Raw genomic sequence first — 24,627 nt, 5'->3', positions numbered from 1 at the left:
GGGGATTGGGGGAAAGCAACGCGCTGCATGACTTCGCGATCTGTAAGGCTTTTCGGTTTCGCCTTCTCTAGCCGCCCGTTGCCTGCCGGAATGGTCTAAGCGCGTTTTGTGCCCCGCCCGGGTACGATTTCACGCCCCTGTGCGGTTTTGATGCGAACGGCATGTCTCGTCGCGTGCGCCGATTCCGCCACCGCCTCGAAGTCGCCGTCCCTCACGTCCGCGTCATGCCGGAGTGCGTGCGCCGCAATTGTTGCCCAACTCGAACGCCGGGCATTGCGAGGGGAAATCGCCGGGTCCGGCCCGTTTCACGACTGGACCGCATGGTCGCGACCGACCTCGATACGTTGAGCAACGCGGAGAGCAAGGGCCTAGAACAACTGCGGCAGCACGATGGAACGATACTCGCGGCTTCCGAAAGGGGTCGTTCCTACTGGTCGCTGCCGACAGCCGAAAATCCGCTTGCGAACCATCGGCTTGGTAGTTCTAATTGAGCGTGACCCGGCGCAGGGCAAGGTCGCGCTCGTCGTTCCCGACCCCGTAGGCGCTTTGCGGCCCGTTTCGTCGCCCCGGCTCCAGGCCGGAGACGTCCCATTTCTGTCGAAGCGTGCGAGGAGGCGATGTCATGATCGATGCCAATCTCAACCGGCGAGAATTCGTACACGGAACGGCAGCCGCAGCCGCTGCGGTTGCGGCGGGTTCGTCCGGTGTGGCGACGGCCGCACCCGACACGGGCGATCCCACCAAGACCCGTAGCTACAACCCGAACATGGAGTATCGTCGGCTGGGACGGACGAACCTTTGGATTTCGGCCGTCAGCATGGGCGGGCATTGGAAACGGATTCCCTACGACTTCGGGACGGAGGAGTTCAAGAAGAACCGTCGGGAGGTCCTTTTCGCCGCACTCGACCACGGGATCAACTATATCGACGCCTGCTGGGATCACGAGGTCATCGCCTACGGCGAGGCGATCCGGGGACGCCGCGAGGATATCTATTTCGGTTATTCCTTCGGCGGGCACGAGAGCCGCTTTCCCGACTGGGGCGGGTCCCTGGACAAGATGAAGGAAAGCCTCGACATGGGGCTGAAGGCCGGCGGCCTGGAATACGTCGATCTCTGGCGGATCACGATGCACGAACAGACCAGCCGCCGCAACACGCCCGAGGAAATCGAAATCGCCATGGAAGCCCTCGATTGGGCGAAGAAGACGGGGCGAGCACGCTTCACCGGCGTTTCCAGCCACGATCGTAACTGGATCGCCGAAGCCGTCGCCCGGTATCCGCAATTGGAGGTGATCGTCACGCCTTATACGGCGGGCAGCAAGCGCGCCCCCCAGGGAAGTATGTTCGACGCCTTCCAGAAATACGACGTGGGCTTCATCGGGATCAAGCCTTTCGCCGGCGGCGCGGTGTTCAAGTCTCGCGGCCAACCCGATTCCGCGACGAAGGAAGAGGACGACCGCCGGGCGAGGCTCGTGTTGCGCTATGTCCTCAGTTGCCCGCAATTGACCGCCGCTATTCCCGGCCTCATTACCTTGGATCAGGTCAAGAATGCCGCCGCGTCGGTCCTCGAGCGGAAGGAACAGGATCTCGCCGAGCACGAGCAGACCGAGCTGGAACAAATCGCCGGCGAGATGTGGGACAACCTGCCCAAGGATTACCAATGGCTCCGTCAATGGCAATGGGTCTGAGGCCCATGCTCGACTGAGATGGATTCCCGTCGCGGAAAGCCCCGCTTTCCGGCGTCCTTGCCGCAGCGATGGGCCGCCGCCGCGCCGATCGGCGCTCCGATCGAAAATCCTTCCGCGATGCGGCGCATCCGGTGCGCGGAAGATTTCCGTATCATGCTCGCAATCTTGGGGAGTATCGTCGCCATGCGGGAACCTAAGTTTTTCCTCGTTTCGGCCCTGGTCGCACTGACGTTGGCCGTGCTGGGGTGGTCCGTCCGCGCGTTGACATCGGGCGCGGCGGAATCGAAGGAGTCGTCCGACGCCGCGTCGGGCAGCGTCGGGCAAAATGCGCCGGTCGCCCCGGCTCCGGAAGCCGAGAAACCCGACAAGCCGTCGCCTCCGTCAACGATGCCAACGGCGGAAGACGCCGCTCCCGCAGCGGAGGCCGACCCCGCCGAGTCGGCCGAGGAATCCGGCGGCGGAGAAATGATCCTCGTCCGGAATCCCAGGTACAATCGTGACCGGCCTTTGCTCTTCGATTCCGGGCAGGAGAGCGACAATTCCTCGTGCATGGTCTGCCACATCGACTTCGAGGAGGAGTTGATCGCCCGGGTCCATCTGGAAGCCGGAATTACCTGCATGGCCTGCCACGGCGACTCCTTGAGTCACCGCAGCGACGAGTTCAACATCACACGACCGGATGTGATTTGGGGAAGGGCTGAAATCGAACCGTTCTGTCGACAGTGCCACCTGCAACACCAACACCCCGACAAGGTCGAAGCCTACCGCAAAGAACATCTCAGCCGACGGCGCGAGAACGGGCGCTACGTATCGGTCGATTCTCCCTGTACCGACTGCCACGGCAAGCACGCCATCATCACGGGCGAAGGCAATTTCAAATAGGCGGCAGGCGGCGGGAGCGACGTCGCGGTCGGTAGCGCGAAGCGTCCCAGGCCGAAGCGGCCGGCCCCCCAAGTATTCCCCACGAGCTTGACGGAAGGACGGATGGCCCTCATGAAAGCGTTGTTCACGGCCTGTTTTGTCGGGACGATCGTCCTGGCGTGCGGAGCGGCGACGGTCGAATGCGTGCTTGCGCGCGAGGCGCCGACGCCGCCGGATTTGACGCAGAAACGCGTCATCGAAACGATCGGCCGCGAGTTGACCTACAATCTCGGCCCCACGGGGCTGCGGGGGTGGATCTACACGAAAGCAGCCGACAACTTGGACGGCGCGCAGGGACGCACGACGGCGGCGGCGCGACAGATTCTGGTCACGCACGTGGGCCGAGGATCTCCCGCCGACGGCGTGATCGAAGTCAACGACGTCATTCTCGGCGTCGGCGGCAAACCGTTTACCGACGACGCTCGCAAGAGCATCGCCCTGGCAATCCAGGAGGCGGAGAAGGCCGAGAATCGCGGCATCCTGACCGTGACGCGATGGCGCGCCGGCAACGTGGCGGAAGTGCAGCTCCGACTGCGTGTGATGGGTCGATATGCCCCCACGGCCCCCTACGATTGTCTGAAATCAAGGCTGATTCTCGAGGATGCTTGCAAGGTCCTGGAAAAAGAACTGCTTCAGACGGACATTTGGGGGGCGATCAACGGCCTGGCGCTGATGGCGACCGGCAAACCCGAGTACTTGCCCCGCGTACGAGAACTGGCCCGAAAAATGGCGCCGTCGCCGTTTCGGTTGCCGGCGGGAAGGAGCCTCGAGACCTGGGACTTCGCCTACCGCACGGTGTTCCTATGCGAATACCATCTCTTGACGGGCGATCGGGAGGTCCTGCCCGCGATCGAGGCCTATACCCTGGCCCTGGCGCGGGGCCAAAGCCTCTATGGCACGTTCGGGCACCGGTTGGTCCCGCCGGGTCCCGACGGCCGACCTCGGTCGGTCCCTCCCTACGGTCCGGTAAACGCCGTGGGACTGCCGGCCAATCTGGCCATCGTTTTGGGGAAGAAATGCGGCGTGACCGATCCGGCCGTGGATGCGGCCATCGAACGCGGTTCCCGCTTCTTCAGCTACTTCGTTGACAAAGGGGCGATCCCCTACGGTGAACATGAGCCGTGGCCCTTTCACGAAAACAACGGCAAGAATGCGATGGCGGCCGTGTATTTCGCCCTCCAGGGGAATTGCCCGGACCAAACTCGGTATTTCGCCAAGATGGTCACCGCCTCGTACAAGAATCGGGAATACGGGCACACGGGCCAGGGCTTCAGCTACCTTTGGGGAGCCTTGGGGGCGAATGTCGGCGGGCCGGCCGCCGCCGCGGCCTTTTTTCGGGAAGCCTCCTGGCACTTCGACCTGGTGCGTCGCTGCGACGGCTCGTTCACCTACGACGGCGGCGAACAGTTCGGACCCGGCAAAACGGACGACGACACCTACTACGGCAGGAGCAGCTACTACGGCCTCAATCCGACCGCCTGCTACGTGCTGACCTATGCGCTGCCGCTCCGGCAGCTCTACATCACCGGCAAGGCCGCCGATCCGGCGCATCGGCTTGCCGACCGCGACGTCGCCGAGGCGATTGCGTCGGGAGACTTCGACCTCGCCCGCAAGACCATGAACGTCGAGCAGTTGGCGGCGGCGCTGGGGGACTGGTCGCCGATCGTCCGCGGGTGGGCCGCGGAGGAGTTGGCCGCCCGCCCGGAGGCCGAGTCCCTCGTCTCCCGGCTCATGGCCTTGGCGGAAGGTCCCGATGTCCGCGTCGCGCAGGGCGCGTGCGAGGCGCTCGGCCGCATGAAACGTTCCGAGGCGCTTCCCGTATTCATTCGCCTGCTTTCCCACGAAGATCGTTGGTTGCGATTCAAGGCGGCGAGCGCTTTGAAGAACATGGGCGGAGAGGCACGGCCCGTCGTCCAACAAATGCTCCAAGCGGTGGTGCGGACCGCCGAACCTCCGGAACCGATCCCCTGGGAGGACCCCATCCAGTTGACGCACGGCCAATTGGCGGCCGCGCTGTTCCGCGGCCCCCTGGCGCGGTCGCTTTCCGATCTGGACCGCGATCTGGTCTATCCGGCCGTTCGAGTCGTTGCCAACAATGCCGACGGCATGGCGCGGGCGACGCTCCGCGACTTCTTCGAGAACCGCTTGACCTTGGAAGACGTCAAGGCTTTGGGCCCCGACCTCCTGGCCGCCGTCAAGACCATGAGTCCGGCCGACACGATGTTCGCCAATGAGATCCGAATGGGCGGATTCAGGGCCTTGACGAAGTATTTCTTCCGAGAGGGACTGGAGGCCGGAGTCGTCTTCGCACGGACCCAGAGCGGCCACGGAAGCGAGAACCGAACCGGGGAGATCATGAAGGAGTTGGTTTGCTACGGGACCGCCGCCCGACCCATCATCCCCGATTTGCGAGCGCTGATCGATCAGTTCCATGAACAGTGCGAGAAGGGCGAGTTCCCGCGAGGCGAACTCAACGATCGCAGAGTGAACGCCGTCAAGGCCGCGATCGAGGCCATCGAGACCGCGACCTCGCAACCGGAGCTGCGAAGGCTTCCCGGCGCGGCGCGCGACGGCACGGCCGGTACGTCATCTTAGCCGCACGGGGAGTGACGGCCGCGGGGCCAGCCGTCGGCGGGAATCGGCGGCGGTGCGAACGCTCGGGTATTACGAGCGCCGGCGTCCGGCGTCAGCCGGAGGCGCAAGCGGCGGGTCGGAGCCTCGCACCGTTCTAAGCGGCTCGCTCTTTCTCGGCCGATGGGGCCAATTTGTCCAGCAGGATGTCGGCCCGTGGGGTGACCTTTTCGAAGTTGGCGGGCAAGTCGGGATCGGCGTTCTTGACCGCCCAGTTGATGCCGGCGGTGACGAAGGCCGCGAAGAACGGGCTGGTCCACACATCTTCGGTGTGGCCCAAGGAGGTGAAGAAGACGTTGCCCTTGCCTTGCCGCCGCGCCCAAGTGGAGGGGAAGGGCGGCCGGCGGTAGCAATCGCCCCGAAGGAACTGCGTCTCTTGCACGAGGATGACGTGCATGTCGTGGTTGAAGTTCTTCATGCAGTACCATTCGTCGAAGAAGGCGATGCCCTCGGCCAGCCCCAACGAGGCGATGGGAGGCAGGCGGTGCGAAGTGATCGTCAGCGAGGCCTCCTGTTGCGGTCCGTGAACGATGAATTCACCGCCCAGCATCCGCAGGAAGGGATCGAGCTTTTCGGGAGGAACGTTGACGTAGGCTTCACCCGGCGTTCGCCAGCAGGCACACGTGGAGTGGAAACCGAGAAACCCCTTACCGTCCTCGACGGCGGCCAGCAGCCGTGCCTTGCCCTCGGGCGTCATGGGCGGTTCGCCGGCCTCGTTCGGCTGCGTCAGGTCGTTGTTGCAATAGAAGGCGAAGGCGTCGTATTGAGAAAGGTCTTGGTCGAAGACGCGACCGTCCTTGGTGCAGACCACCTCGACGCCCATCTCTTCTCCGATCTCCACCAAGCGCCGCTCGCCGAAGCTCAGTTCCTCGCCTTCCTTGCGCCGAACGATCTCGTGATAGTAACCGACGTTGCGCGTGAAGAAGAGCACCTTTTTCTTGCGCTCTTCTTCGGCGTGGAGCCGGGGCATGCGTCCCGCCGCCAAGGCCAAAAACGAACCGGAAACGAGCTTGAGAGCATCCCGTCGTTGCATGTTCGAGCCTCCCGAAAAAACCTGTGAGAATCACGAGGGATCTACGCAATCGCCGTCGCGCGGCGGCCTCCGCACTTGCAATCGCTTACCGGGACGGAGTTCCTCGCCGCGGCGCGGTCGCAATCATCGCACGCGAGCCGTCACGCGCGGGAACAATTCGGATGCGAACGCCGTACGGCCTCGATTCGTTCGCCTCGGTTTGACGTTTCCCGCTCGCGGTCGCGCCTGCATCCAAGCCCGTGCGAGCTTCGCAATACCGCCCCCGCCGGCGCGGTCCGGCGCCGGATGGACGTTGCGGGCCTTAAACCGGGCACAATCTCACGCCTGCCAGGCGCGTTCTCGATTTCCGATCTTGGCGAACGTCTCCTTGAACATGGCGACGTTCTCGGCGATCTGGAAGTCGAACATGCCCACGATCACGAAGTCGGCGCCGTTGCGGAGCACGTACGGGAAGGCCACGCGGGGGTGCAAGGCCCCGGCCGCCAAGACCTTGAAGGCGAACCACGGCTTGTTGACGCTCTTGAAAAACTCGGAGGTTTCCGTGGGATTGATGCACCACATGTTGTCGAAGTACGAGCCGGGTTCGCCCGTGCGGGGCAGATACCAGCACCACTCCTGCCGTTTGTCTTCCGGCGAGGCCGACCAATATTGATCGGTGTGGAAGGTCTTGACGTAGAACTGCGCGCCGACGTTCTCCTTCTCGCAAGCCTTGGGGGTTTCGAGGGAGTGGCTGCCGATGCCGGCCGGTACGCCCGCCTCTTTAATCAGCTCCATGCACTTGGCCAAGACATCGACGCGGCCGGCCATGGTCAGTCGGTCGGTCATCTCGCCGTGGGTGTACAGCAGGGTGGCGCCGCGGTCGATGAGGTGCGCGATCTCGTTGCGGACCTTGCCTTCGTCCGGTTCGGGGTGGATGCAGACCAGCGACTGCATCTTGCCGCCCCGCTCCTTGTTATAGCGATACACCAAGTCCATGCAGGCGGGGTCGTTTTGGATGGTGTTGATGCCGTGCTGCTCGGCCAAGGCCAGGGTCTCGAAGACCTTTTCGTCGGTGTTGTAGGCCTTGAAGAGCCGGGAGACGTACATCAGGTCGCGGCTGTGCGCCCAACCGCCGATGAGGTTGCCGCCGATCATGAGCCGACTGACGCGGACGTCGCCCACCTGCCCGTACGGCATCGACGCGGGATCGGCCGGCGTTTGCGGCCGATCGGCCTTTCCGTCTTGCACGGCGGCCAGCAGGATGCGCTCCTCCAGTCCCATCACGGCACCGGACGCCATAGCCCCGGCAGCCGCCGTACCCAAGAACCGCCTGCGATCCGCTCTTTCAGCCATACGCAAACTCCTTCGATCTGGGGAAGGCAAGGGAACCGTTCTGAAACCTACGGCGACGTCCTCCTCGGCCGGTCACGGCGGGAGAATCGGGCCGAAGCCGCCCCCGTCACCCGCGCCGCATTATATATTGGCATTGCCGAATCCACAATCAGATTTTTCGACCGAGAGCACGGCGGGGCGAGATCGAGCCGGAAGACACCGGCCGCGGTCGGCGCTAACGCGCCCCCTCGCCCTCACGAAGAAAGCCGCGGAATCCCTCGCGGAGATAGTAGCGGAGCTGACGGCGGCTGAGGAACAGGTAGACCGCTAGGCCGATCAGCACCTCGACCGGCAGCAAGATCCAGGGCGAGGCGGGCCATAGCCGGGTCCCTGCCGCATGGACGGCCAGCACGGCCCCGGCCATTCCCAGCGTGGACGGCAGGACATCGGCGACGGGCAGCAGCACCGAGGTCCATTCCAGGCCGGCCGTCCGCAAGGCCCAGCCCAGGTACGGAGGAAACAACACAAGGCAGAACATCACGACATAGACCGCGGCGAAGAGAAATGCGGCCTGGGGATGCCCTTGAACCAAGGCGATGGCGGCGGCGAAGACGACGGCGGAGACGGCGGCCGTTGCGAAGCTGCCCATCGCCATGCGGTCCGCCCGACCCACCGACGAGAAGACGCCGCCCAATACGTTGAAGCAGGCTTGGAAGGGAATCATGAAGGCGAAGACGCGGAGGATCGGCCCGGCCGACGCCCATTGTTCGCCGCCCAGCACCAGCATCGTCTCCGGAGCGACGACGGCCAAACCGACGCCGCAGGGCAACATCAGCCAGGCCAGAAAGCGGAGAAATGCCGCGAACCAACGGCGGTACTCCTCCGGCCGAAAACGGCTGCGAGAGAGCGTGGGCAGCATCACCGTAATCAACGGGGCCGCCACCAAACCCACCGGCTTCTGCGCCAGATTGAAGGCCTGGCTATAGACGGCCAAGGCCGCCGGTCCCAGCCACGCCCCGATCAAAACCTTGTCCAAGTTGGCAAGGACGAAAAAGAGCAGATTACTGAGGGCATAATGGCCTCCGAAGAAAAGCAAGCCGCGGCTGCCGGTATTGCGCAAGACCCAATGGGGCCGCCAGGGCATGACCCACCACGCCAGGATCGATGTCAGGAGCAGCTCGGCGTACTGTTGCACGACCAAGGCCCAAACGCCCCAGCCCGCCAAGGCGGCCGCCGTTGCCGCGATGCCGGAGACCGCTTGAGCGATCAGGCGGATGACTGATAACGTCCCCAACCGCAAGTGTCGTTGCAACAAGGCTTGGTGTTGCGCTCCCAGGGTGGTTGCGGGCATCGTGCCGGCCAGCGCGATCGTCAGCCCGAATAACTCCGGTTCGCCGTACAGCCGCACCATCAGCGGGGCGGCGGCCGCCACCGTCAAGGCGCCCAGCACGCCCAAGATCTGGTTGACCCAGAATAGTGCGGAAATTTGGCGGTCGTCCAAACGCCCCTGTTGGATCGCGGCGACATCCAGACCGGAGTGAATGAGGATGCGGACCAGCACCAAGAGCGGTGCCGCCATGCCCATCCAGCCGTACGGGATCAGCCCCAATTGCCGCAAGAGCACGCCGAGAAAGATCAGCGAGAGGAACTGCGAGGCGAGTTGGGCGAGGACGACGGCCGAGCCGCCGCGTCGCACGGCCTGCCGGATGGCATCGCTGGAAAGCTCGGGCTGCAATGCCGTCCTCCCGCCGTCTCCGCTCGCCTGGAATCCGGTTCCCGGTAGTCCCGCCGTTCCACCACCCCTCACGCGACTTCCCAAACCACGGCGAGGTCCTGCCGCCGCAGGGCTTGGGCCACCTGCTCGATGGACCGCTCGTCGCTGACGGGGAACTGCTCACCGCCGACCGCCGTCCGCCCCGCCGCGCGATCGCCGTAGCCCCCCGGCGCCGTACTGCTTCCCGCCGATAGCTGCGTGACGCACACGCCGGCCAGAAACTCGCGCAAAGCCGCCGTTTCCCGCGTGGAAAGGACCAACTCGACATCGGGCAGCGCATGGCGCAGCCCGCAATACAATCGAATGAACGTCTCGTCATCCACGGGATGGGGAACGGGGAAACCCTCCGGCGGACGATGCAGCCGGGGCAGACTGACGGCCAACGTACAGCGGGGAAACCGCCGCCGCAAGTACAGGGCGTGACGGACTAGCGCGCGGGCGTCCTCGGCGGCCGGCGCCAGCCCCAGCAAGATGCCCAGCCCCAGCCTGCGGATGCCGCCCTCCGCCGCGCGCTCCAAGGCCTCCAACCGCCAGTCGAAGTGAGTCTTCGGCCCGCGGGGATGGAGCACGACGTAACGATGGAAATCGTACGTCTCTTGATAGAGGGTGACGCCCAGCACGCCCGCCGCCGCCAATCGGGCATAACCCGCGGTCGATTGGGCGGCGATCTCCACCGCCCATTGCCCGGCGAATCGCCGCCGCAACGCCTCCACCACGGATACGTAGTAATCGACGGCGGTCAACCGAGGGTAGTCGCCCGCCACCAGCAGAATATGCCGCATTCCCTGGGCGGCGAGGTACTCGGCCTCCTCCACGGCTTGCCGAGGCGACAAGTGGATCCGCGGCATGGGGTTATCGAACTTGAAGTGGCAATACACGCAACGATTGACGCAATGGCTGGAGAGATACAACGGAGCATAGAGCAGGACGCGATGCCGTGCCGGCTTGTTTGCCATGTCGCCCGATGCCGGGGCGAAATGCTCGTCCGTGCACCGCCGTGCCGATTCCGTCAACTCCTCCAACGGCAGCGCCGGATCCAAACACCGCTCCAAGCGCTCGACGGCGTCTCGGGCGAAGTCGGGGTTCCACAGCAGGCGCCGGGCACGGCGTCCGTCCGGCGTCCGGCGGCCCACCAGCGCAGCGTAGATGCGATCCAGCTCATCCGCCGCCCGCAAGTCCTCCTCACCCAACGCCGCCGCGCGTTCATTCAGGAGTTGATAGCGGAGCCGTTCCAACCGATCGGCCGCGTCTCCCTCCCGCGATGGCAGGCGCACGGCCGCCCCGCCGCCCTTTTCGCCCAAGGAAAAAGGCCCCGCAGCGGCACCGCCGGCAGCCGACGACTCCAGCCGATCGCGGACCTCGCCCAAAAGCTCCAAGTGGCGCGCGGCATGAGCGTCGTACCGGCGGAGGTACGATTCCAGAAACGTCCAAGAGAAGGCGGGGGAATCGGTCAGGGAAAGCGACATGTTTCGGCGTTCGACCGACCGCAAGGAGATCGGTCGGAAAGGCAAGCGTTCGTGGTATGAGGTATTCGACTTCGATATTCCATTTTACACGATGTGCGGCGATTCGGAGATGTCTTGCCGCCGCCTTCACCTCGGGCTTACGCCCGAGGCTCGTGTGATCATGCCCGAGAATCATGCGATCACGTCGGAGGCGCATGCAGCGGCCGCGATGGATGTTTGCCCTCGTTGGCCGCTTGCGGCGCTCCGCCGGGCGCGTTAACTTCATGGGGCACAAGAAGTCGGTCCATCGTACCACCGATCGCGGCAACGTCCTTGCGAGGGCGAGTGCGCCGTCCGATCAAGCCCCTCCAGGAATTGGGAGACCCATCCGTGAATCGAAAAGAACGCGATCTTGTCGCCCGCCGCACGTTCCTCCAAGCGGCGGGTACGGCGGCGGGGGCCGCCATCGCTGCGCCCCGGTTGATTTCGCCCCGCGCTCTGGCATCCCAAGGCAAACCCGGGGCTAATGAACGGGTCCGTGTGGCGCACATCGGCGTGGGCGGACGCGGTGCGTCGTTGTACCGCGAAATGGACGGCCTGCGCCGAAAGGGGCTGTGCGAGCACGTGGCGGTCTGCGATGTGGACGATCGGCGGCTGGAGGCGGCCTCCAAGCTGGTCGGACCGCAGGCCGACGTCTATCGCGATTACCGCTACATTTTGGAGCGCAAGGACGTGGACGCCGTGGTCATCGGCACGCCCGACCACTGGCACGCCGTGCAGTTCGTCCACGCAGCCGAGTGCGGCAAGCACATCTACTGCGAAAAGCCGGCCTGCTGCACCATCGAGGAAGGCAAGGCCATGGTCGAGGCCGCCCGCAAGAATAAGATCGCCGGCCAAATCGGCTCGCAAGGCCGCTCGCAACAGGAGGCCTACCTGGCGCATCGCTATCTGGTGAACGGGAACATCGGGCGGATCAGCCGCGTCGATTGCTGGCACTATCCCAGCCCGGTGGACAAGAGCCATACCCCCGACGCCGACCCGCCGCCCGAACTGGACTGGGACCTCTGGCTGGGTCCGCTACGTTGGCGACCGTACAACGCCAAGTATCTCCACGGGGTGTTTCGCTGGCTGTTGGAATCCGGGGGAGGGCAGATCCGCGACCGCGGGGCACACGTGATGAGCTGCGCGATGTGGTGGATGGGGGCCGACGGCACGGGTCCCGTCACCGTCGAGGCCACGGGCACGCCTCCCGAGGAAGGCCTCTGGGACTCCTGCGTGGAAATGCAGGTCACCTACACCTTCAAGGATCCCGATTGGGTGCTGACGTGGAATCAGCCGGGCGAGCCGGTCCCGCCCGAAGAGCGGACGGGCGAGGAACCCGGCGGCAAGATCACCCGGCCGGGCTACGGCGCCGTGTATCGTGGCGATCGCGGGACCTTTCACCATTGGGGCGGAGACGGCGGGACGTGGATCGAAAAGAAGGCCCGCGAATGGGTCCCCCCGCCCGGCGCCCGGGATGTGTATCAAAGTCCCGGCCACTTCGAGGATTGGTTCGAGGGCATCTTCACCGGCAAGAAAACGATCATGAACGTGGAGGCCGGCGTCGGCGTCGCCAATCTCTGCGTCCTCGGCAATTTGGCCTACATGCTGGGTCGAAAATTGCACTGGGACCAGGCCAAGCAGGAGATCGTGGGCGACGAGGAGGCCCGTCGCTTGATGTCTCGGCCCCAACGTCACCCCTACCATCTCTGATCCGGCTCTGATCTCGATCGAGGACGCATGAGACCCTGAAGCTCCAACCGCGATAGGAACCTTGCCGTGGAAGAACTGACCGTTGAAACCCTGTTGAAGGCCCTGCAATCGTCCGATCCGTTTGTCCGGCGCGATGCATGGTCGGCCGCGGGAGCGGTGGGCCCGACCGCCCTGCCCGCTCTGGCCCGGCTTGCCGCCGAGGGCGAACTCGAGGTCGCCCGCGCCGCCAATCGCGCCATGTGGCAAATCGTCCGTTACGCCGGCGCTCCCGGCCGCGAAATGGTCCGCAGCGCCGCCGTCACCGCTCTGGGAGAATTGATCTCGGGGCTTCCCACCCAACTTGCCCGGGACGTCCTCTGGATGCTCTCCGAAATCACGCAGGATTGGGAGATCGACCAGGCCATCGGTACCGCGCTGCTGATGCATCCCGAGCTGGGCGAAGACACGCGGATGTGCCTCGAGCGGATCGGCGGCGAGAACGCGCTGGCCGTGCTTCAGGCGGGCTACGCCCGAGCCGAAGGCGACTTCCAAGCCGCCATCGCCTGCTCGCTCCGCCGCTTGGGCCAAGACGTCCCGCAGCCGCCGTGCCCCAAGCTCCAGCCGCGAAAGACCACGTCGGTCAAGCCGGTGGGACGCTGAACCGGCTTGCCACGGGGCGGAGCGAGGCACTCGCTCGCGCGACGTTTACCCCCTGGTCGTCCAAGATGTCGCCCTCGAGACGCCCTGGAAAGGACGGCATCCCGCTCTCGCTCCAACCATCGTCTTGCGGCACGCTACAATGCAGGGTACGGAAGGAGCGTGCCATGAAGACGCAGGTGGAGCGAGTGTCTCCGACGGCGACGGCCGTCACGGTGTTTTTCGGTTTCGTCTTGATCGCCGGGACGTGTGCGGCCCAGCAGATCACGGCGGAGGCCTTTCCCGGTCGGCCGTTCGGTGTGGGACGCCTGACGGTGCCGGCCGTCCCCGGGATGATGCCGGAACCGCTCGGCGCGGACGGCATCCTGGTGGAGGAAGCCTCCGGTCGCGTGTATTATCCGGCTACCGAGACGCCTTCGCCGGTGGGCGGGTTCTTCGCCGACTTAGTCAACGCCGTGCCCCGTGTTACGATCTACTTCTTGTTCACCGGCGATGAACCGCTGGAGATCACCGTCGCCGGTCGGCAGCGGCTTCGCCTGGCGGTCGCGCCGCAACCCGACCCGCGCGGCTATAACCGCCTGCTGCGGGCCTGGTGGAAGCAATACACCGCGGAGGGCGGTCTGCTGGAACCGAAGTCGGATTACCCTCCTTTGGCCGCCAACTATTTGAGGCTGATGCTGGCCCAACGCTTCGGCCTGCCCTCGCCGCGATTGAGCGGCAAGTCCTGGGAGGAGTGGTTCCGGACGGAACTGGGGCTGGCGCTGAGCACGGAGCCGCTCCGCACGGCGATGATGCAAAGCCGCTTCACCTCGCCCGACGCCTTCGCGGGGCCGGCCTCGGAACCGCTTCCGGCGGCTTGGCCGGATGAGGCCCCGACCATCGCTCCGCCCGACGGATCGATCGAAATCGAACCCCTGGCGCGCCACGTCCCGGCCGAATCCTTCTATTGCCGCTTCGGCGGCTTCAACAATTTTCTGTGGCTGCAAGACACCCTGCAAAAATGGGGCGGCGATTTCCAAAACCTGGTCGCGCTCCGCTCGCTGAACTACGAGATTCGTCGCCGCATGGAGCAGCAGCTTGTGATTCGGCAATCGGCCTTGGCGCGGCTCTTGGGCGAGACCGTCGTGGCCGACGTGGCCATCGTGGGCTTCGACCTGTATTTTCACGAGGGGGCGTCCTTCGGCCTGCTGTTCCAGGCCCGCAACAGCACGCTCTTCGCCACCGACATCTTGCAACAGCGAAGGGAGCGGCTGAAACAAGGCGACGTGACGGAAGAGACGGTGACCGTGGCCGGGAGGCAGGTCTCCTACCTGCATTCGAGCGACGGCACGGTCCGCTCGTACTACGCAGCCGACGGCGATTTCCACCTCATCACCAGTTCCCGTGCGCTGGCCGAACGGTTCTTGGAGGCCGGGCAAGGCGTTCGCTCCCTGGCCGACGACCCCGAGTTCCGTCACGCCCGGAGCCTGTTTCCCGTCTCGCGCCAAGACACCGCCTTCGTGTACGTTTCGCGCGGTTTTCTCCGCAAGCTGACGGGGCCGGAATACCGCATCGAGACGCAGCGCCGCGTGCAGGCGCTGGCCGATATGGACCTCTTGGAGTTGGCCCTGCTGGCCGCCGCAGGAGAAGGCGTGGATGGCCGCGAACCCGCCGACTTGATTCGGACGGGATTCCTTCCGCCTTCCTTCGGCCCGCGGAGCGACGGCAGCCGGGCCGTGCTGGAAAACGGCGGCGTGGTCGATTCGCTGCGGGGGCGTCGGGGCGCCTTCGTCCCCATCGCCGATCTGCCCGTCACGGCGGTCAGCCGCTACGAGACCGACATGTACCGGCGGTTTCTGGATCATTACGCCTCGCAATGGCGGCGGCTGGACCCCATTACGGCGGCCGTCCGGCGGGAAAGCCTGGGCAAGACCCGGGATCGTATCGTCATCGACGCCCGGGTCACTCCCCTGGCGAAAGAAAACTACGATCGCCTGATGCAGTCGCTCGGGCCGGCCGACCGAATGCGGCACGCCGCCATACCGGGCAACATCGGGCAGTTCGAGGTGATCCTCAACCGCGGGCGGCTCTTCGGGGGACTGGCCGACATCGTTCCTCCCATCGAGGTCCGCGACGGACGCATCGTCCCGACCGGCCGGCTTCGCGACGTCATGATCGGCTACATCGGCCAGACGGGCGAGCCGGGAACGCTGGCCAAGCTCAATCGCACCTTCAGTTCCCGGCCCGACGCCTACGGGTTCAGCCGCGGTCTGTTGGGGCTGTGGCGGCGGGAAATGGGAGGGATGTCGGTATACTCGTTCCAGTACGAGGTGTTGGCGGCGGTCACCCCGCAATTGCGCTGGGAGGAGACGGACCGCGAGGCCCAAATCCGCGTGAGCCTGGGGGACCTATCCGCCGCCCAAATCACGCCGCTGCTCAACAGCTACGTGTATTGGCGAACCAAGCAGACGTCGCTGGGAAACCTGCGGTTGCTGCGCGACTTCCGGCAGCAACTGCACATCCCCGTGGAGGACTGCAAGACCGCCGCGGAACTGTTGCTGGACGTCAAACTCCAGTGCCCGCTCCAGGGCGAGTACGTGCTGCAAACCGACGAGGGGGGGACGCCGCGGTGGACCTCGACGGCGTTCGCCCCGGAGTCGGAGCGGCGTTTCTTGGCCGCCGCACCTCCGCCCGGATTCCTCACGCCGCCCTTGAATTGGCTCCGCGGCCTGGAGGTCGAAGCACTCGTCGCACCGGAAGGTGTGACGGCGCACGTCGAGGTCTTGATGGAATCCCCGGCCGAAGCGACCGGCACGCCGCTCAACAATCGCCCTTCTCCCTAGCCACGGTCGGCGTCCCATCGGAACGCATCGGCACTGTATGGGGCCGCCTTCTGCACCGGCAGCTCCACACCGGGCTGCAATACGCCTGAACGCGCGAGCGGAAGCGTTGGCGGCGGCCCGCCGATCGCAAAATATCAGCAAATATGTAACGCTTTACTTGAACTAATGCCGTACTATAATGCTGGAATAAAAGTGGACTGAGACTCAGTCTCATTGCTATGGCGACTCCAGAATAACTGGTTTTTCAAGAGGAGGTTTCCATGAACCGGATGGCATCGTCTTCTGCTCCGCGGGCGAAACGTACGGCCTTCACCTTGGTCGAGCTCTTGGTTGTGATCGCCGTTATCGGCATCTTGATCGCGCTCTTGTTGCCCGCGATCCAAGCCGCCCGAGAGGCCGCCCGGCGATCCGCCTGCGTCAACAATCTCAAGCAGATCGGCTTGGCGTTACACAACTTCGAGAACGTCAACAGGGCCTTTCCGCCCAGCTACGGGGGACACCTAGGCACGGATTGGTCGGCGCAGGCACTGTTACTGCCCTATTTGGAACAGGGAAATCTTTATGACAACATTGACTTCCGGCAAAGCTATGATTCCGTGCTTCTTCCGGACGGTGTGCGTCTCAGCGGTCATCGGGTGCCGGTCTATGTATGTCCGAGCGAGATCCAAGCCGAGCCTCGCCTTCAGAACGGTCAGCCGGTCCATTTCCCGATCAACTATGGAGTCAACCTGGGCGTCTGGTTCGTTTATGACCCCGTCACGCAGCGATCCGGCGACGGGGCGTTTCGCCCTTATCGATCAACGACGCCCGCGGAATTCGTGGACGGTCTAAGCCAAACCCTGGCCGCGGCGGAGGTGAAGGCTTATACGCCGTACTATCGCAACGCCGGTTTGACGCCGCCGCCGCAGGACCTCACCGACCCCGCCGCCATTTGTACGCTGGGAGGGGATTTCAAGACGAACAGCGGGCACACGGAATGGGTGGACGGGCGAGCCCATCAAACCGGAATCACCGCCATGTTCCCGCCGAATACCCGCGTTCTCTGCACGCTCGGCGGTGTTGCCTACGACGTGGACTGGAACAACCAGCAGGAGGGCAAATCCGCCACGGTCCCCACCTATGCCGCCGTCACCGCGCGGAGCTATCACACCGGCGTGGTCAATACGCTGCTGATGGACGGGTCCGTGCGGAATGTCTCGAATACTGTAGCGATCGGCGTTTGGCGGGCGATGGCGACTCGGGCGGGAAACGAGGTCGTCTCGCCGCAGTAGCCGACTCGGGACGGCGGCTCGGGAAACGGCTCTCCCCGTCAGCTCGCCACCGGATTCCGCAGCACGCCGATACCCTCGACCTCGATCTCGATCACGTCTCCGGGCTTGAGAAACACCGGAGGCTGGCGCGAGAACCCGACTCCGGGAGGGGTGCCCGTGAAAATCAGATCCCCCGGCTTGAGCGTGCAAACTTGAGAAATGTAGCTCACTAGGTATTGCACGGAAAAGATAAACTGTGCGGTGCTGGAATCTTGCATGACCTCGCCGTTGAGTCGTGAGCAGATGCGCAGGCGATTGGGATCGGGCAATTCGTCGGCCGTGACGAATTCGGGGCCCGTCGGGGCGAAGGTGTCGAACGTCTTTCCGAGGAGCCATTGCCCCCCCGGTTTGCGGAGCTGCCAGTCTCGGGCCGAAATGTCATTGCCGCAAGTGTAGCCCGCCACATAATCCAGGGCGTCGTCCTGTGTGATATTCCGCCCCTGCCGCCCGATGACCAAGACCAGCTCCGCCTCGAAATCGACCTCTTGGGAGACCGGTGGGACAACAATCGGCTGCTCCGGACCGATCAGCGCGGTGGGAAACTTGTTGAAAATAACCGGAACGGGGGGAGGCTGGGCACCGCTTTCTCGGGCGTGATCGGCGTAGTTCAAGCCCACGCAGATGATTTTCTCGGGCGACAGTACCGGGGCAAGGCGCGTCGGGTTCGGATTTTCGATCGGCCTCCCGGAAACGATCACCTCCGCCGCCCGCTTCAGGCCGTCCGGCCCCATGGCTAGTAGGGCACGTAGGTCGTCCGGTAGACCGGGATCGTTGGCATTCAGGTCGATCCAGTGTCCCTCGCGCAAGCCGGCCACACGCGGCCCGCTTTCGGATTGATAAGTAATAAGTCGCACGGGAAACCTCCTACTGCGTGTTACGAGGACCAAGACCGCCGGCCCCAACAAGTACCAGCTCCGGTTTTTCACAGTTTAGACGGGAGGGAAAACGGTTGTCAAACCTACGGTGATGAATCACCATGGAAGGGAATCGCCGCCGATCCCCTCGCCAAGGATGACCCTCACCGCCAAATCAGGGATCATCGGCAGGGCGGCGCTTGCGTGTCGAAAGGGACAAACCGGCAAATCGGCGAGCATTGCCGCTAATCTCCCGGAGATCCAGGACATGGCACCGGATGTAAACCCCATTCCTTTGGCCCGGGCCGTAGCCCCGTTCTATGTGGGCGTGGACCTGGGGGGGACGAGTACCAAGTTGGGAGTGGTGGATGACCTCGGGCGACCGGTGTGCCGCGCCGAGGACATCCCGACCGCCGTGGCCGCCGGTCCGCAAAACTGCGTCGAACAGATCGCGGCCGGGGTCAACGCCATGATCGCCCAAATCGGGCTGCAACCGACGGAGATAGCACGGATCGGCTTGGGCTGCCCCGGCATCTTGGACTATCAGGCCGGAGTGATGGTGAACCCCACCAATTTCCCCGGCTGGCACGGCTTTCCGATCCGTGATCGCCTGGCGGAGCACTTGGGCATGCCGGTGGTCATGTCGAACGACGCCTCGGCCGCGGCCTACGGCGAAATGTGGATCGGATCGGGTCGAGGCTTCCGCAGCGTCGTCCTCTTGACGCTGGGCACCGGTATCGGTTGCGGGGCGATTGTCCACGACGTCATTATCGAGGGCGAACACGGCCACGGTACGGAGTGCGGGCACATCCTGATCGATCCTTCCCCCGCCGCCCCCATCTGTTCGTGCGGCAAGACCGGCCATTTGGAGGCCTTCGCCAGCGCCACCGCCGTGGTCAACCGGACGAGAGAACTTTTGGACGCGGGGAAATGCCGGGCGATTGCCGAGCGGATGGCGGCGGGGGAGACGCTCAATCCCCGATTGATTGCCGCGCTCGCCCACGAGGGCGACGCCGAGGCCCTGGATATCATCCTCGAAACCGCGCGCTACCTGGGACTGGGTATCGTCACCCTCCTGCACACGTTCGATCCCTCCGTCGTACTGTTGGGAGGGGCGATGACCTTCGGCGGCCAGGCCTCGCCGATCGGCCGTCGCTTTTTGCAACGCATCCGCGAGGAAATTCGAGAGCGGGCCTTCCCGGCTCTGGTCGAGAAGGTTAGTATCCGTTTTGCGGCGTTGGGCGGTGACGCGGGTTTTATCGGGGCGGCGGGGATCGCCCGCATGGTCTGTCGCCGCGATCGCGGATGACCGCCGCGACCGTCCCCGCCGAAAGACGCCCGACGATTCACGACAAGCTTGCTCGTCGCAAATGTCGGGGAACAAGGGGTTCCCAGTCAAACCGTCGGCCGAGGATTCGCCTTGCCCCCGGATCGAAAGAGGAGCATCTCGGCGTGCCGCGCCCACCGATCAAACCGAAAAGGACTTGGGGCCGAAAGTTCGGCGACGCTTTCCGCGGCCTCTGGTACGGCATCGTCGGGCAAAACAGCTTTGCCGTCCACTTCGCCATGGCATTCGCCGTGATGGCGGCGGCCGCCTTGTTTCGCGTGACCGAGACGGAATGGTGCCTTCTGATCCTCTCCATCGCCGTGGTCTTCACGGCGGAGTTGGTCAACAGCGCCCTGGAATGGATGGCCCCCGCCGTGACCGAAGACTACCATCCGCACATCGAGACCGCCTTGAACGTGGCCAGCGCGGCGGTGCTGATGGCGTCGCTGGGCGCGGCGGTGGTCGGCGGCATCATCTTCGGCCGGCACATTTTCCGCTTGCTGGGCTGGTTGTAGGGCGGCTTGGTCACGCGGCTCGCCCGCGGCGCATGGCGTGGGCGTTCTGGATGATTTCCCTGAGTCGCCGGTGCCGACCGGCGGAGACCGCCGCCTCCCGCCCAATTCAGGCGGCGAGATCCTCCATCGCAATCCCGACTGCGGCGAGTGTTTCGCGGATTCGAACCACGAGGGACTGCGTATCCGGCGTCCGCGGTCCGCGAAGGCTATCCGCCAAGCGATTGACGGCGTCGCGAGTAACGACGCCCTTCTCGCGATAGTCGGCCAGCGCCCAGGCCGCCGCCTGCGTGGTGCGAACCACCGCCCGCGGATGGCGTTTCAAGGCGCCGGCGGGCACCGACTCGTGGATCGCCTCGGAACCGAACGCCGCCAGCAACGCCAGGGCCTTGCCCGGCTGCGGGACGTTCCCCTCGATCAAGTGCCGCGTGGTGAGGAATAGGGGTACGGAGGCGGTGTAGGCGCACATGGGCACGTCTTCCGGCCGGCGGAAGAGGTGCGGGTGATCTCGCATCTGCTGATCGACGTTTTCGCCGGTCAGCGCTACGCGCATGAAGCGTGGCGCCCCTTCCAGCGGAATGCCCGGCTCGTGGAACCCCCAGTGCCCGTTCTCGCCGATACCCATCAATTGCAGATCAAGCCCCCTTTCCAAGATCGTCTTTTCGTAGCGGCGGGCGGCGGCGTCGGGATCCGCGGCATCGGCCTCGAACAGATGGACCTTGGCCGGATCGGTGAACGTCGCCAAGGGCATGAAGAAGTGCTGCAACAGGAGAAATCGAAACGAGGCCGGATGATGGGCCGGCAACGGGTAATCGTCGAATTGGAAGAAATGCGTTTTCCAGATCGCACGGCGGAGGCGCGGCGAGGACTCGGCCAACCGCACGTATGCCCGATAGAACGGAAAAGCGGACGGAGCCGCCATGATGATGAAACTCAGCTCCTCCTTTTCCTCGGCCAGGCGACATTGCTCAGCGGCCAGGTTCACCGCCGAGGCCCAGCCCATCTCTTCCGCCGAATCATAGACGGCCACGGCCGGTCCCGACGTCGGGATGACTCGCTGCGGCGGCGGCGCGTCCAAGGGGAACTCCGGCCGCAACCATTCCCGCCCATCGGCGGACTCCAAATTCCGAGACGGCAACGACTCGGTCATGGTAGTGCTTATCCCTGACTTGGTCCCAATCTTATTCCCGTTCCCAAGCTCGAATCGCCGCGCCCGCACGATCCAAGAGGGCAAGACGGCGGTCGCCGGGCGGACGGTGGGGTCTCCCCCCGAACCGCACCATTCCGATCAGCACAGTCTTGCCCGGCGCATTCGCGGCGTCAAGAGTCGATCGCTTAGAAGCGGACGGAGCCCGCCTCGGATTCCACGCCCGAGATCAGCGATTCCGGCGAATGGGGCGTTTCGATCCAGCGATCGACACCGCGGGTGTCGACGCTGACGTGAACCTCGGCCTCGCCTTTTCGTCCCAAGCCGATGACCTTGAGATGGCTCCAGGCCGGGTTGCTCCGAATCGCCCGGACCGTGGCCGCCGCATCCTCGCAGGGCGACCGCGCGGGGGCGAAATCGAGCAGCACGATGTCAGGGCGACCGTGACGGCTCAGCACATCCACGGCGCGGCAACCGTCTTCGACGGCCTCCACTTCGTAGCCGGCGGCACGCAGGGTCTCGGCCATGTTCTTGCGCCGCTCGGGGTCCTTCTCCACCAGCAACAGACGGGGAGAGCGCGAGCCGGACGCCGACTTGGGGCCCAAGCACTGGGACCGGATTCGTTCTACGTGCCGAAAGGCCTTGTCCAGCACGCGCCGCGCCTCTTGGATTTCACCGCGATCCAGCGCGGCCTGCGCGAAATCGAACGCAAAGCCGAGGCAGTCCAGAATCCGCTCCAACTGCTCTTGGGCCAACGACGACCGTTCCACGGAATCGGCCGTATTCCCAGCCGGATTCACGGCGGGACGGCGTCCTACCGCAGGCCCCACCTCTTGCCCCTTCAGCAATTCCTCCCGATACACCGGCACGTCGTCCGGGGCTTCGATCCCCAAGCGGACGGCGTTGCCAAGAATCTTGACCACCTGGACCGCCACATTGACCGTGGGCAACACCAGCTTCTCATTGGGGCGACGACTGAGTACCAACATGGCTCCCTCCTTGACGCGAATCCTTTCCCAAACTCGGACCGGGTTCCAACGCGGACTGCCGAACGTCGGTTGCCCGGCACCCGGCAGGGCGCGAGCCGACGGTTGATCACCGCCTCCCCGTGACGGCGCATTGCGCGGGACGACGCACGTGACGCTGATGGCGGAACTTGGGGCAAGACGCCGCCCAAGCCCCGCTCGGGCCGCCTGCGGTTGACCCAGGCTGCCGACCGACTTGCCGCGGCGGATTCCTTCCGCCGCCGCGTGCCGCCGCGTGCCGCCGAACGACGCCGACGACACAGGCCGAGACTTGCCCTTTCCTCGGTCGAACCGCTGCGCAATAGAGGGAATCGAGACTTCCTTGCCGCGAGACACACTCTCACGTATCCAAAGGACGTTATACCGAATCGCCCCGAAACCGCAAATAGCAATTTTTAAAATCGGTTTTTGCGAACGGCCGTCAAACCGTACCGATTCCTGGGGGCTAGACCCCATCGTTACCCGGCGAGCCAAGGATTCCACCTCGGGCGGACGCCCGACGTTTGTCCGCGCATGCCCAAAGTTTGCAACACCGCCGGCTCACGCTAGCGGCTCCCTTCGGACTCGCGAAATGCAGCTCGGGCTCACGCCGGCGGCTCACGAAAGTACGGGCTCACCAAAAGTACGGCATAGCGCACGAGCGGCCGGCATAAGCCGGCGTTGGAAGCGGGGGCGTCCGCGATCCGCGGTTGGCCCGGCGCCGGGGCGCACGATATGATGAAGGCACCGTCGCTAGGATGGCTTCACCCCTCCCCGCCGTCGCCGGAGGGGGGAAAAGCAATACTGCACGCCCCCTTGCCGCATGGTTTCTAACCGGCGAGGCCTTCGCCGGGATCGAAGCCGCGCCGGGGGACCATCGTACCCAGTGAGCCGTGAAATGGTTCATTCCTCTCGCAAGAAAACTTCCGCCGAGCGTGCTCCCCGCTCTCGCCCGGCCGAGGCATCGGGCCGCCCCACCGAGACCGAGCGTGTCGGCCGGCCTTGTCGCGGCTTAAGCCTGCGGAACGCAATATGGTGGTGCGGCGGGATCGCGGTCACGGCGCTCGTGCCGGCGGCGGCTCTGATTTCGCTGCAACCCCGCAACGGCCAAGCGGAGACGCCGGTTTCGTCCTATCGCTTGGAACAGATTCCCTTCGACGGGGCCGACGCTTACGAAAATCTCAAACGCCTGTGCGAGATCGGTCCGCGGCCGAGCGGATCGCCCGGCATGAAGGCCCAGCAAGAGCTATTGCTGCGGCATTTCGCGGAACTGGGGGCGGAGGTGGAGCTTCAGCAATTCTCGGGCCGCGACCCCCGCTCCGGCGCAGCCGTGCCGATGGCCAACGTCATCGCGCGGTTCTTCCCCGAACGGGGCGACCGCATCCTCTTGTGCGCCCATTACGATACGCTCCCCCTGCCGCTGCGGGATCCCGTCAATCCGCGCGGGCGATTCGTCGGCGCCAACGACGGCGCCAGCGGTACGGCGATCCTCATGACCATGGCTCGATACAGCGCGGAATTCCCCCGGCGTTTCGGCGTGGACCTGGTGCTGTTCGACGGCGAGGAATACCTCTTCGAGGAGTGGCAGCCGTACTTTCAAGGCTCGGAGTATTTCGCGCGGGAATACGCCCGATCCGCAAAGGAGCGGCCCTGGCGTTACCGCGCGGCGGTGCTGCTGGATATGGTCGGAGATGCCGACCTCCAGATTTATCAAGAGCGCAACAGCGCTTGGTGGCGCGACACGCGCTGGATTGTGGACGACATTTGGGCGACCGCCGCGCGACTTCGCATCCGAGAATTCATACCCCGAAAAAAATACGAGATTCGCGACGATCACATCCCGCTACACAACATCGGCGGGATCCCGGCGATCGTGTTGATCGACTTCGACTATCCCTATTGGCATACGCAGCAGGACGTGCCGGAGAAGTGCTCGGCCCTGAGCCTGGCCAAGGTGGGGTGGGTGGTGCTGGAGTGGATGCGGGGCCTGGACCGGGCGAGGGTTCCGTAGGCCGATTGCCCGCCGGCTCCGGCAGCCAGGGGAAAAAGAAAACCGCCGACCTCCCGGGCGAACCGGAAGAATCGGCGGTTTATCGGATCAAGCCGCCGCGATATTGCGACTGGATGCGTCGCTGCGAGACGAACGAGGGTCCGGCGTGCACCTGCACAAGCCGTTGAAACGACCCTGGTTCACGCGTAAGGGTTGGCACCTCCGTCGGAATATACTCAAGCGGCTTGACCCAATGGTTCCTGCAATCGGCCCGAATGTTCCGTCGAATGTATCGGCGAAAGGCCGGCGAAAACTCCACACAACGTTGCCTCTTCGAGCGATTTCAGCCGCGGTGTCGGGCGGCCTCTCGCTCCCTTGAATTTTAGCTTGCGGCGGCAGGGAAACCAGGGCCAAAACCGCCGATTCGCCCGCTGCAAAACGCGTGCCGCGATGCGTCGCCGAAGACGCTGC

The 24,627-nt window shown here is 64.7% G+C and carries 18 protein-coding genes; 11 read left to right on the top strand and 7 right to left on the bottom strand.

From position 1 onward, the window contains the following. Positions 1–622: 622 nt before the first annotated feature. From ACZ5B4_RS15420 to ACZ5B4_RS15410, 3 genes are all read left to right on the top strand, one after another. Positions 623–1,687: an aldo/keto reductase gene (locus ACZ5B4_RS15420; protein ID WP_464912127.1), complete on the top strand. Its 1,065-nt coding sequence runs from the start codon at positions 623–625 to the stop codon at positions 1,685–1,687. A gap of 153 nt (positions 1,688–1,840) precedes the next feature. Continuing rightward, positions 1,841–2,569: a hypothetical protein gene (locus tag ACZ5B4_RS15415; protein WP_464912126.1), complete on the top strand. Its 729-nt coding sequence runs from the start codon at positions 1,841–1,843 to the stop codon at positions 2,567–2,569. Between the two features lie 111 nt (positions 2,570–2,680). Next, the gene (locus tag ACZ5B4_RS15410; RefSeq protein WP_464912125.1) at positions 2,681–5,203 is read left to right on the top strand and encodes a DUF6288 domain-containing protein; all 2,523 of its coding nucleotides are present in this window, start codon (positions 2,681–2,683) and stop codon (positions 5,201–5,203) included. A 133-nt stretch (positions 5,204–5,336) separates the two neighbouring features. On the opposite strand, the gene ACZ5B4_RS15405 is transcribed toward ACZ5B4_RS15410, so the two are convergent. The 4 genes from ACZ5B4_RS15405 to ACZ5B4_RS15390 all read right to left on the bottom strand — a co-directional run bounded on the left by ACZ5B4_RS15405 (position 5,337) and on the right by ACZ5B4_RS15390 (position 10,823). Next, positions 5,337–6,272 (bottom strand): ThuA domain-containing protein, encoded by a 936-nt coding sequence (locus ACZ5B4_RS15405; RefSeq protein WP_464912124.1) that lies wholly within the window; start codon positions 6,270–6,272, stop codon positions 5,337–5,339. Positions 6,273–6,590: 318 nt separating this feature from the next. Next, positions 6,591–7,604, bottom strand: a complete 1,014-nt coding sequence (locus ACZ5B4_RS15400) for a hypothetical protein (protein WP_464912123.1) — start codon at positions 7,602–7,604, stop codon at positions 6,591–6,593. A 214-nt stretch (positions 7,605–7,818) separates the two neighbouring features. Further along, positions 7,819–9,390: a lipopolysaccharide biosynthesis protein gene (locus ACZ5B4_RS15395; protein WP_464912122.1), complete on the bottom strand. Its 1,572-nt coding sequence runs from the start codon at positions 9,388–9,390 to the stop codon at positions 7,819–7,821. Beyond that, on the bottom strand, positions 9,387–10,823 hold the full coding sequence (locus ACZ5B4_RS15390) for a radical SAM protein (RefSeq protein WP_464912121.1): 1,437 nt from the start codon (positions 10,821–10,823) through the stop codon (positions 9,387–9,389). Before ACZ5B4_RS15390 ends, ACZ5B4_RS15395 begins: the two co-directional genes overlap by 4 nt. Here ACZ5B4_RS15390 and ACZ5B4_RS15385 point away from each other — a divergent pair. The 5 genes from ACZ5B4_RS15385 to ACZ5B4_RS15365 all read left to right on the top strand — a co-directional run bounded on the left by ACZ5B4_RS15385 (position 10,822) and on the right by ACZ5B4_RS15365 (position 17,283). After that, positions 10,822–11,082 carry a hypothetical protein gene (locus tag ACZ5B4_RS15385; protein WP_464912120.1) on the top strand — a complete coding sequence of 87 codons (261 nt, stop codon included), beginning with the start codon at positions 10,822–10,824 and terminating at the stop codon, positions 11,080–11,082. The two genes, ACZ5B4_RS15390 and ACZ5B4_RS15385, sit on opposite strands and share 2 nt — an antisense overlap. A gap of 110 nt (positions 11,083–11,192) precedes the next feature. After that, positions 11,193–12,554, top strand: coding sequence for a Gfo/Idh/MocA family oxidoreductase (locus ACZ5B4_RS15380; RefSeq protein ID WP_464912119.1), 1,362 nt, complete (start codon positions 11,193–11,195; stop codon positions 12,552–12,554). Between the two features lie 66 nt (positions 12,555–12,620). Next, positions 12,621–13,193, top strand: coding sequence for a HEAT repeat domain-containing protein (locus ACZ5B4_RS15375; RefSeq protein WP_464912118.1), 573 nt, complete (start codon positions 12,621–12,623; stop codon positions 13,191–13,193). Between the two features lie 164 nt (positions 13,194–13,357). Then, positions 13,358–16,012 (top strand): hypothetical protein, encoded by a 2,655-nt coding sequence (locus ACZ5B4_RS15370; RefSeq protein WP_464912117.1) that lies wholly within the window; start codon positions 13,358–13,360, stop codon positions 16,010–16,012. Between the two features lie 260 nt (positions 16,013–16,272). Beyond that, positions 16,273–17,283 carry a DUF1559 family PulG-like putative transporter gene (locus ACZ5B4_RS15365; RefSeq protein WP_464912116.1) on the top strand — a complete coding sequence of 337 codons (1,011 nt, stop codon included), beginning with the start codon at positions 16,273–16,275 and terminating at the stop codon, positions 17,281–17,283. A gap of 38 nt (positions 17,284–17,321) precedes the next feature. On the opposite strand, the gene ACZ5B4_RS15360 is transcribed toward ACZ5B4_RS15365, so the two are convergent. After that, positions 17,322–18,176, bottom strand: coding sequence for a fumarylacetoacetate hydrolase family protein (locus ACZ5B4_RS15360; RefSeq protein WP_464912115.1), 855 nt, complete (start codon positions 18,174–18,176; stop codon positions 17,322–17,324). Positions 18,177–18,444: 268 nt separating this feature from the next. On the opposite strand from ACZ5B4_RS15360, the gene ACZ5B4_RS15355 reads away from it, so the two are divergent. Beyond that, positions 18,445–19,485: an ROK family protein gene (locus ACZ5B4_RS15355; RefSeq protein ID WP_464912114.1), complete on the top strand. Its 1,041-nt coding sequence runs from the start codon at positions 18,445–18,447 to the stop codon at positions 19,483–19,485. A gap of 143 nt (positions 19,486–19,628) precedes the next feature. After that, positions 19,629–20,018 carry a diacylglycerol kinase family protein gene (locus ACZ5B4_RS15350; protein WP_464912113.1) on the top strand — a complete coding sequence of 130 codons (390 nt, stop codon included), beginning with the start codon at positions 19,629–19,631 and terminating at the stop codon, positions 20,016–20,018. Positions 20,019–20,124: 106 nt separating this feature from the next. Here the strand turns inward: ACZ5B4_RS15350 and ACZ5B4_RS15345 are convergent, their stop codons facing one another. Beyond that, complete coding sequence (locus ACZ5B4_RS15345) at positions 20,125–21,165, bottom strand: 6-phosphogluconolactonase (RefSeq protein ID WP_464912112.1); 1,041 nt, start codon at positions 21,163–21,165, stop codon at positions 20,125–20,127. Between the two features lie 185 nt (positions 21,166–21,350). Then, complete coding sequence (locus tag ACZ5B4_RS15340) at positions 21,351–22,448, bottom strand: carbon storage regulator (protein ID WP_464912111.1); 1,098 nt, start codon at positions 22,446–22,448, stop codon at positions 21,351–21,353. Positions 22,449–23,064: 616 nt separating this feature from the next. On the opposite strand from ACZ5B4_RS15340, the gene ACZ5B4_RS15335 reads away from it, so the two are divergent. Then, a complete protein-coding gene (locus tag ACZ5B4_RS15335; protein ID WP_464912110.1) occupies positions 23,065–24,177 on the top strand; it encodes a M28 family peptidase in 1,113 nt (370 codons plus the stop codon). The last annotated feature ends 450 nt before the right edge of the window (positions 24,178–24,627 follow it).

This window comes from Thermogutta hypogea (assembly GCF_055386265.1).
Note: the sequence above shows the minus strand (reverse complement) of the source record. Positions and strands in the feature narration are given on the sequence as shown.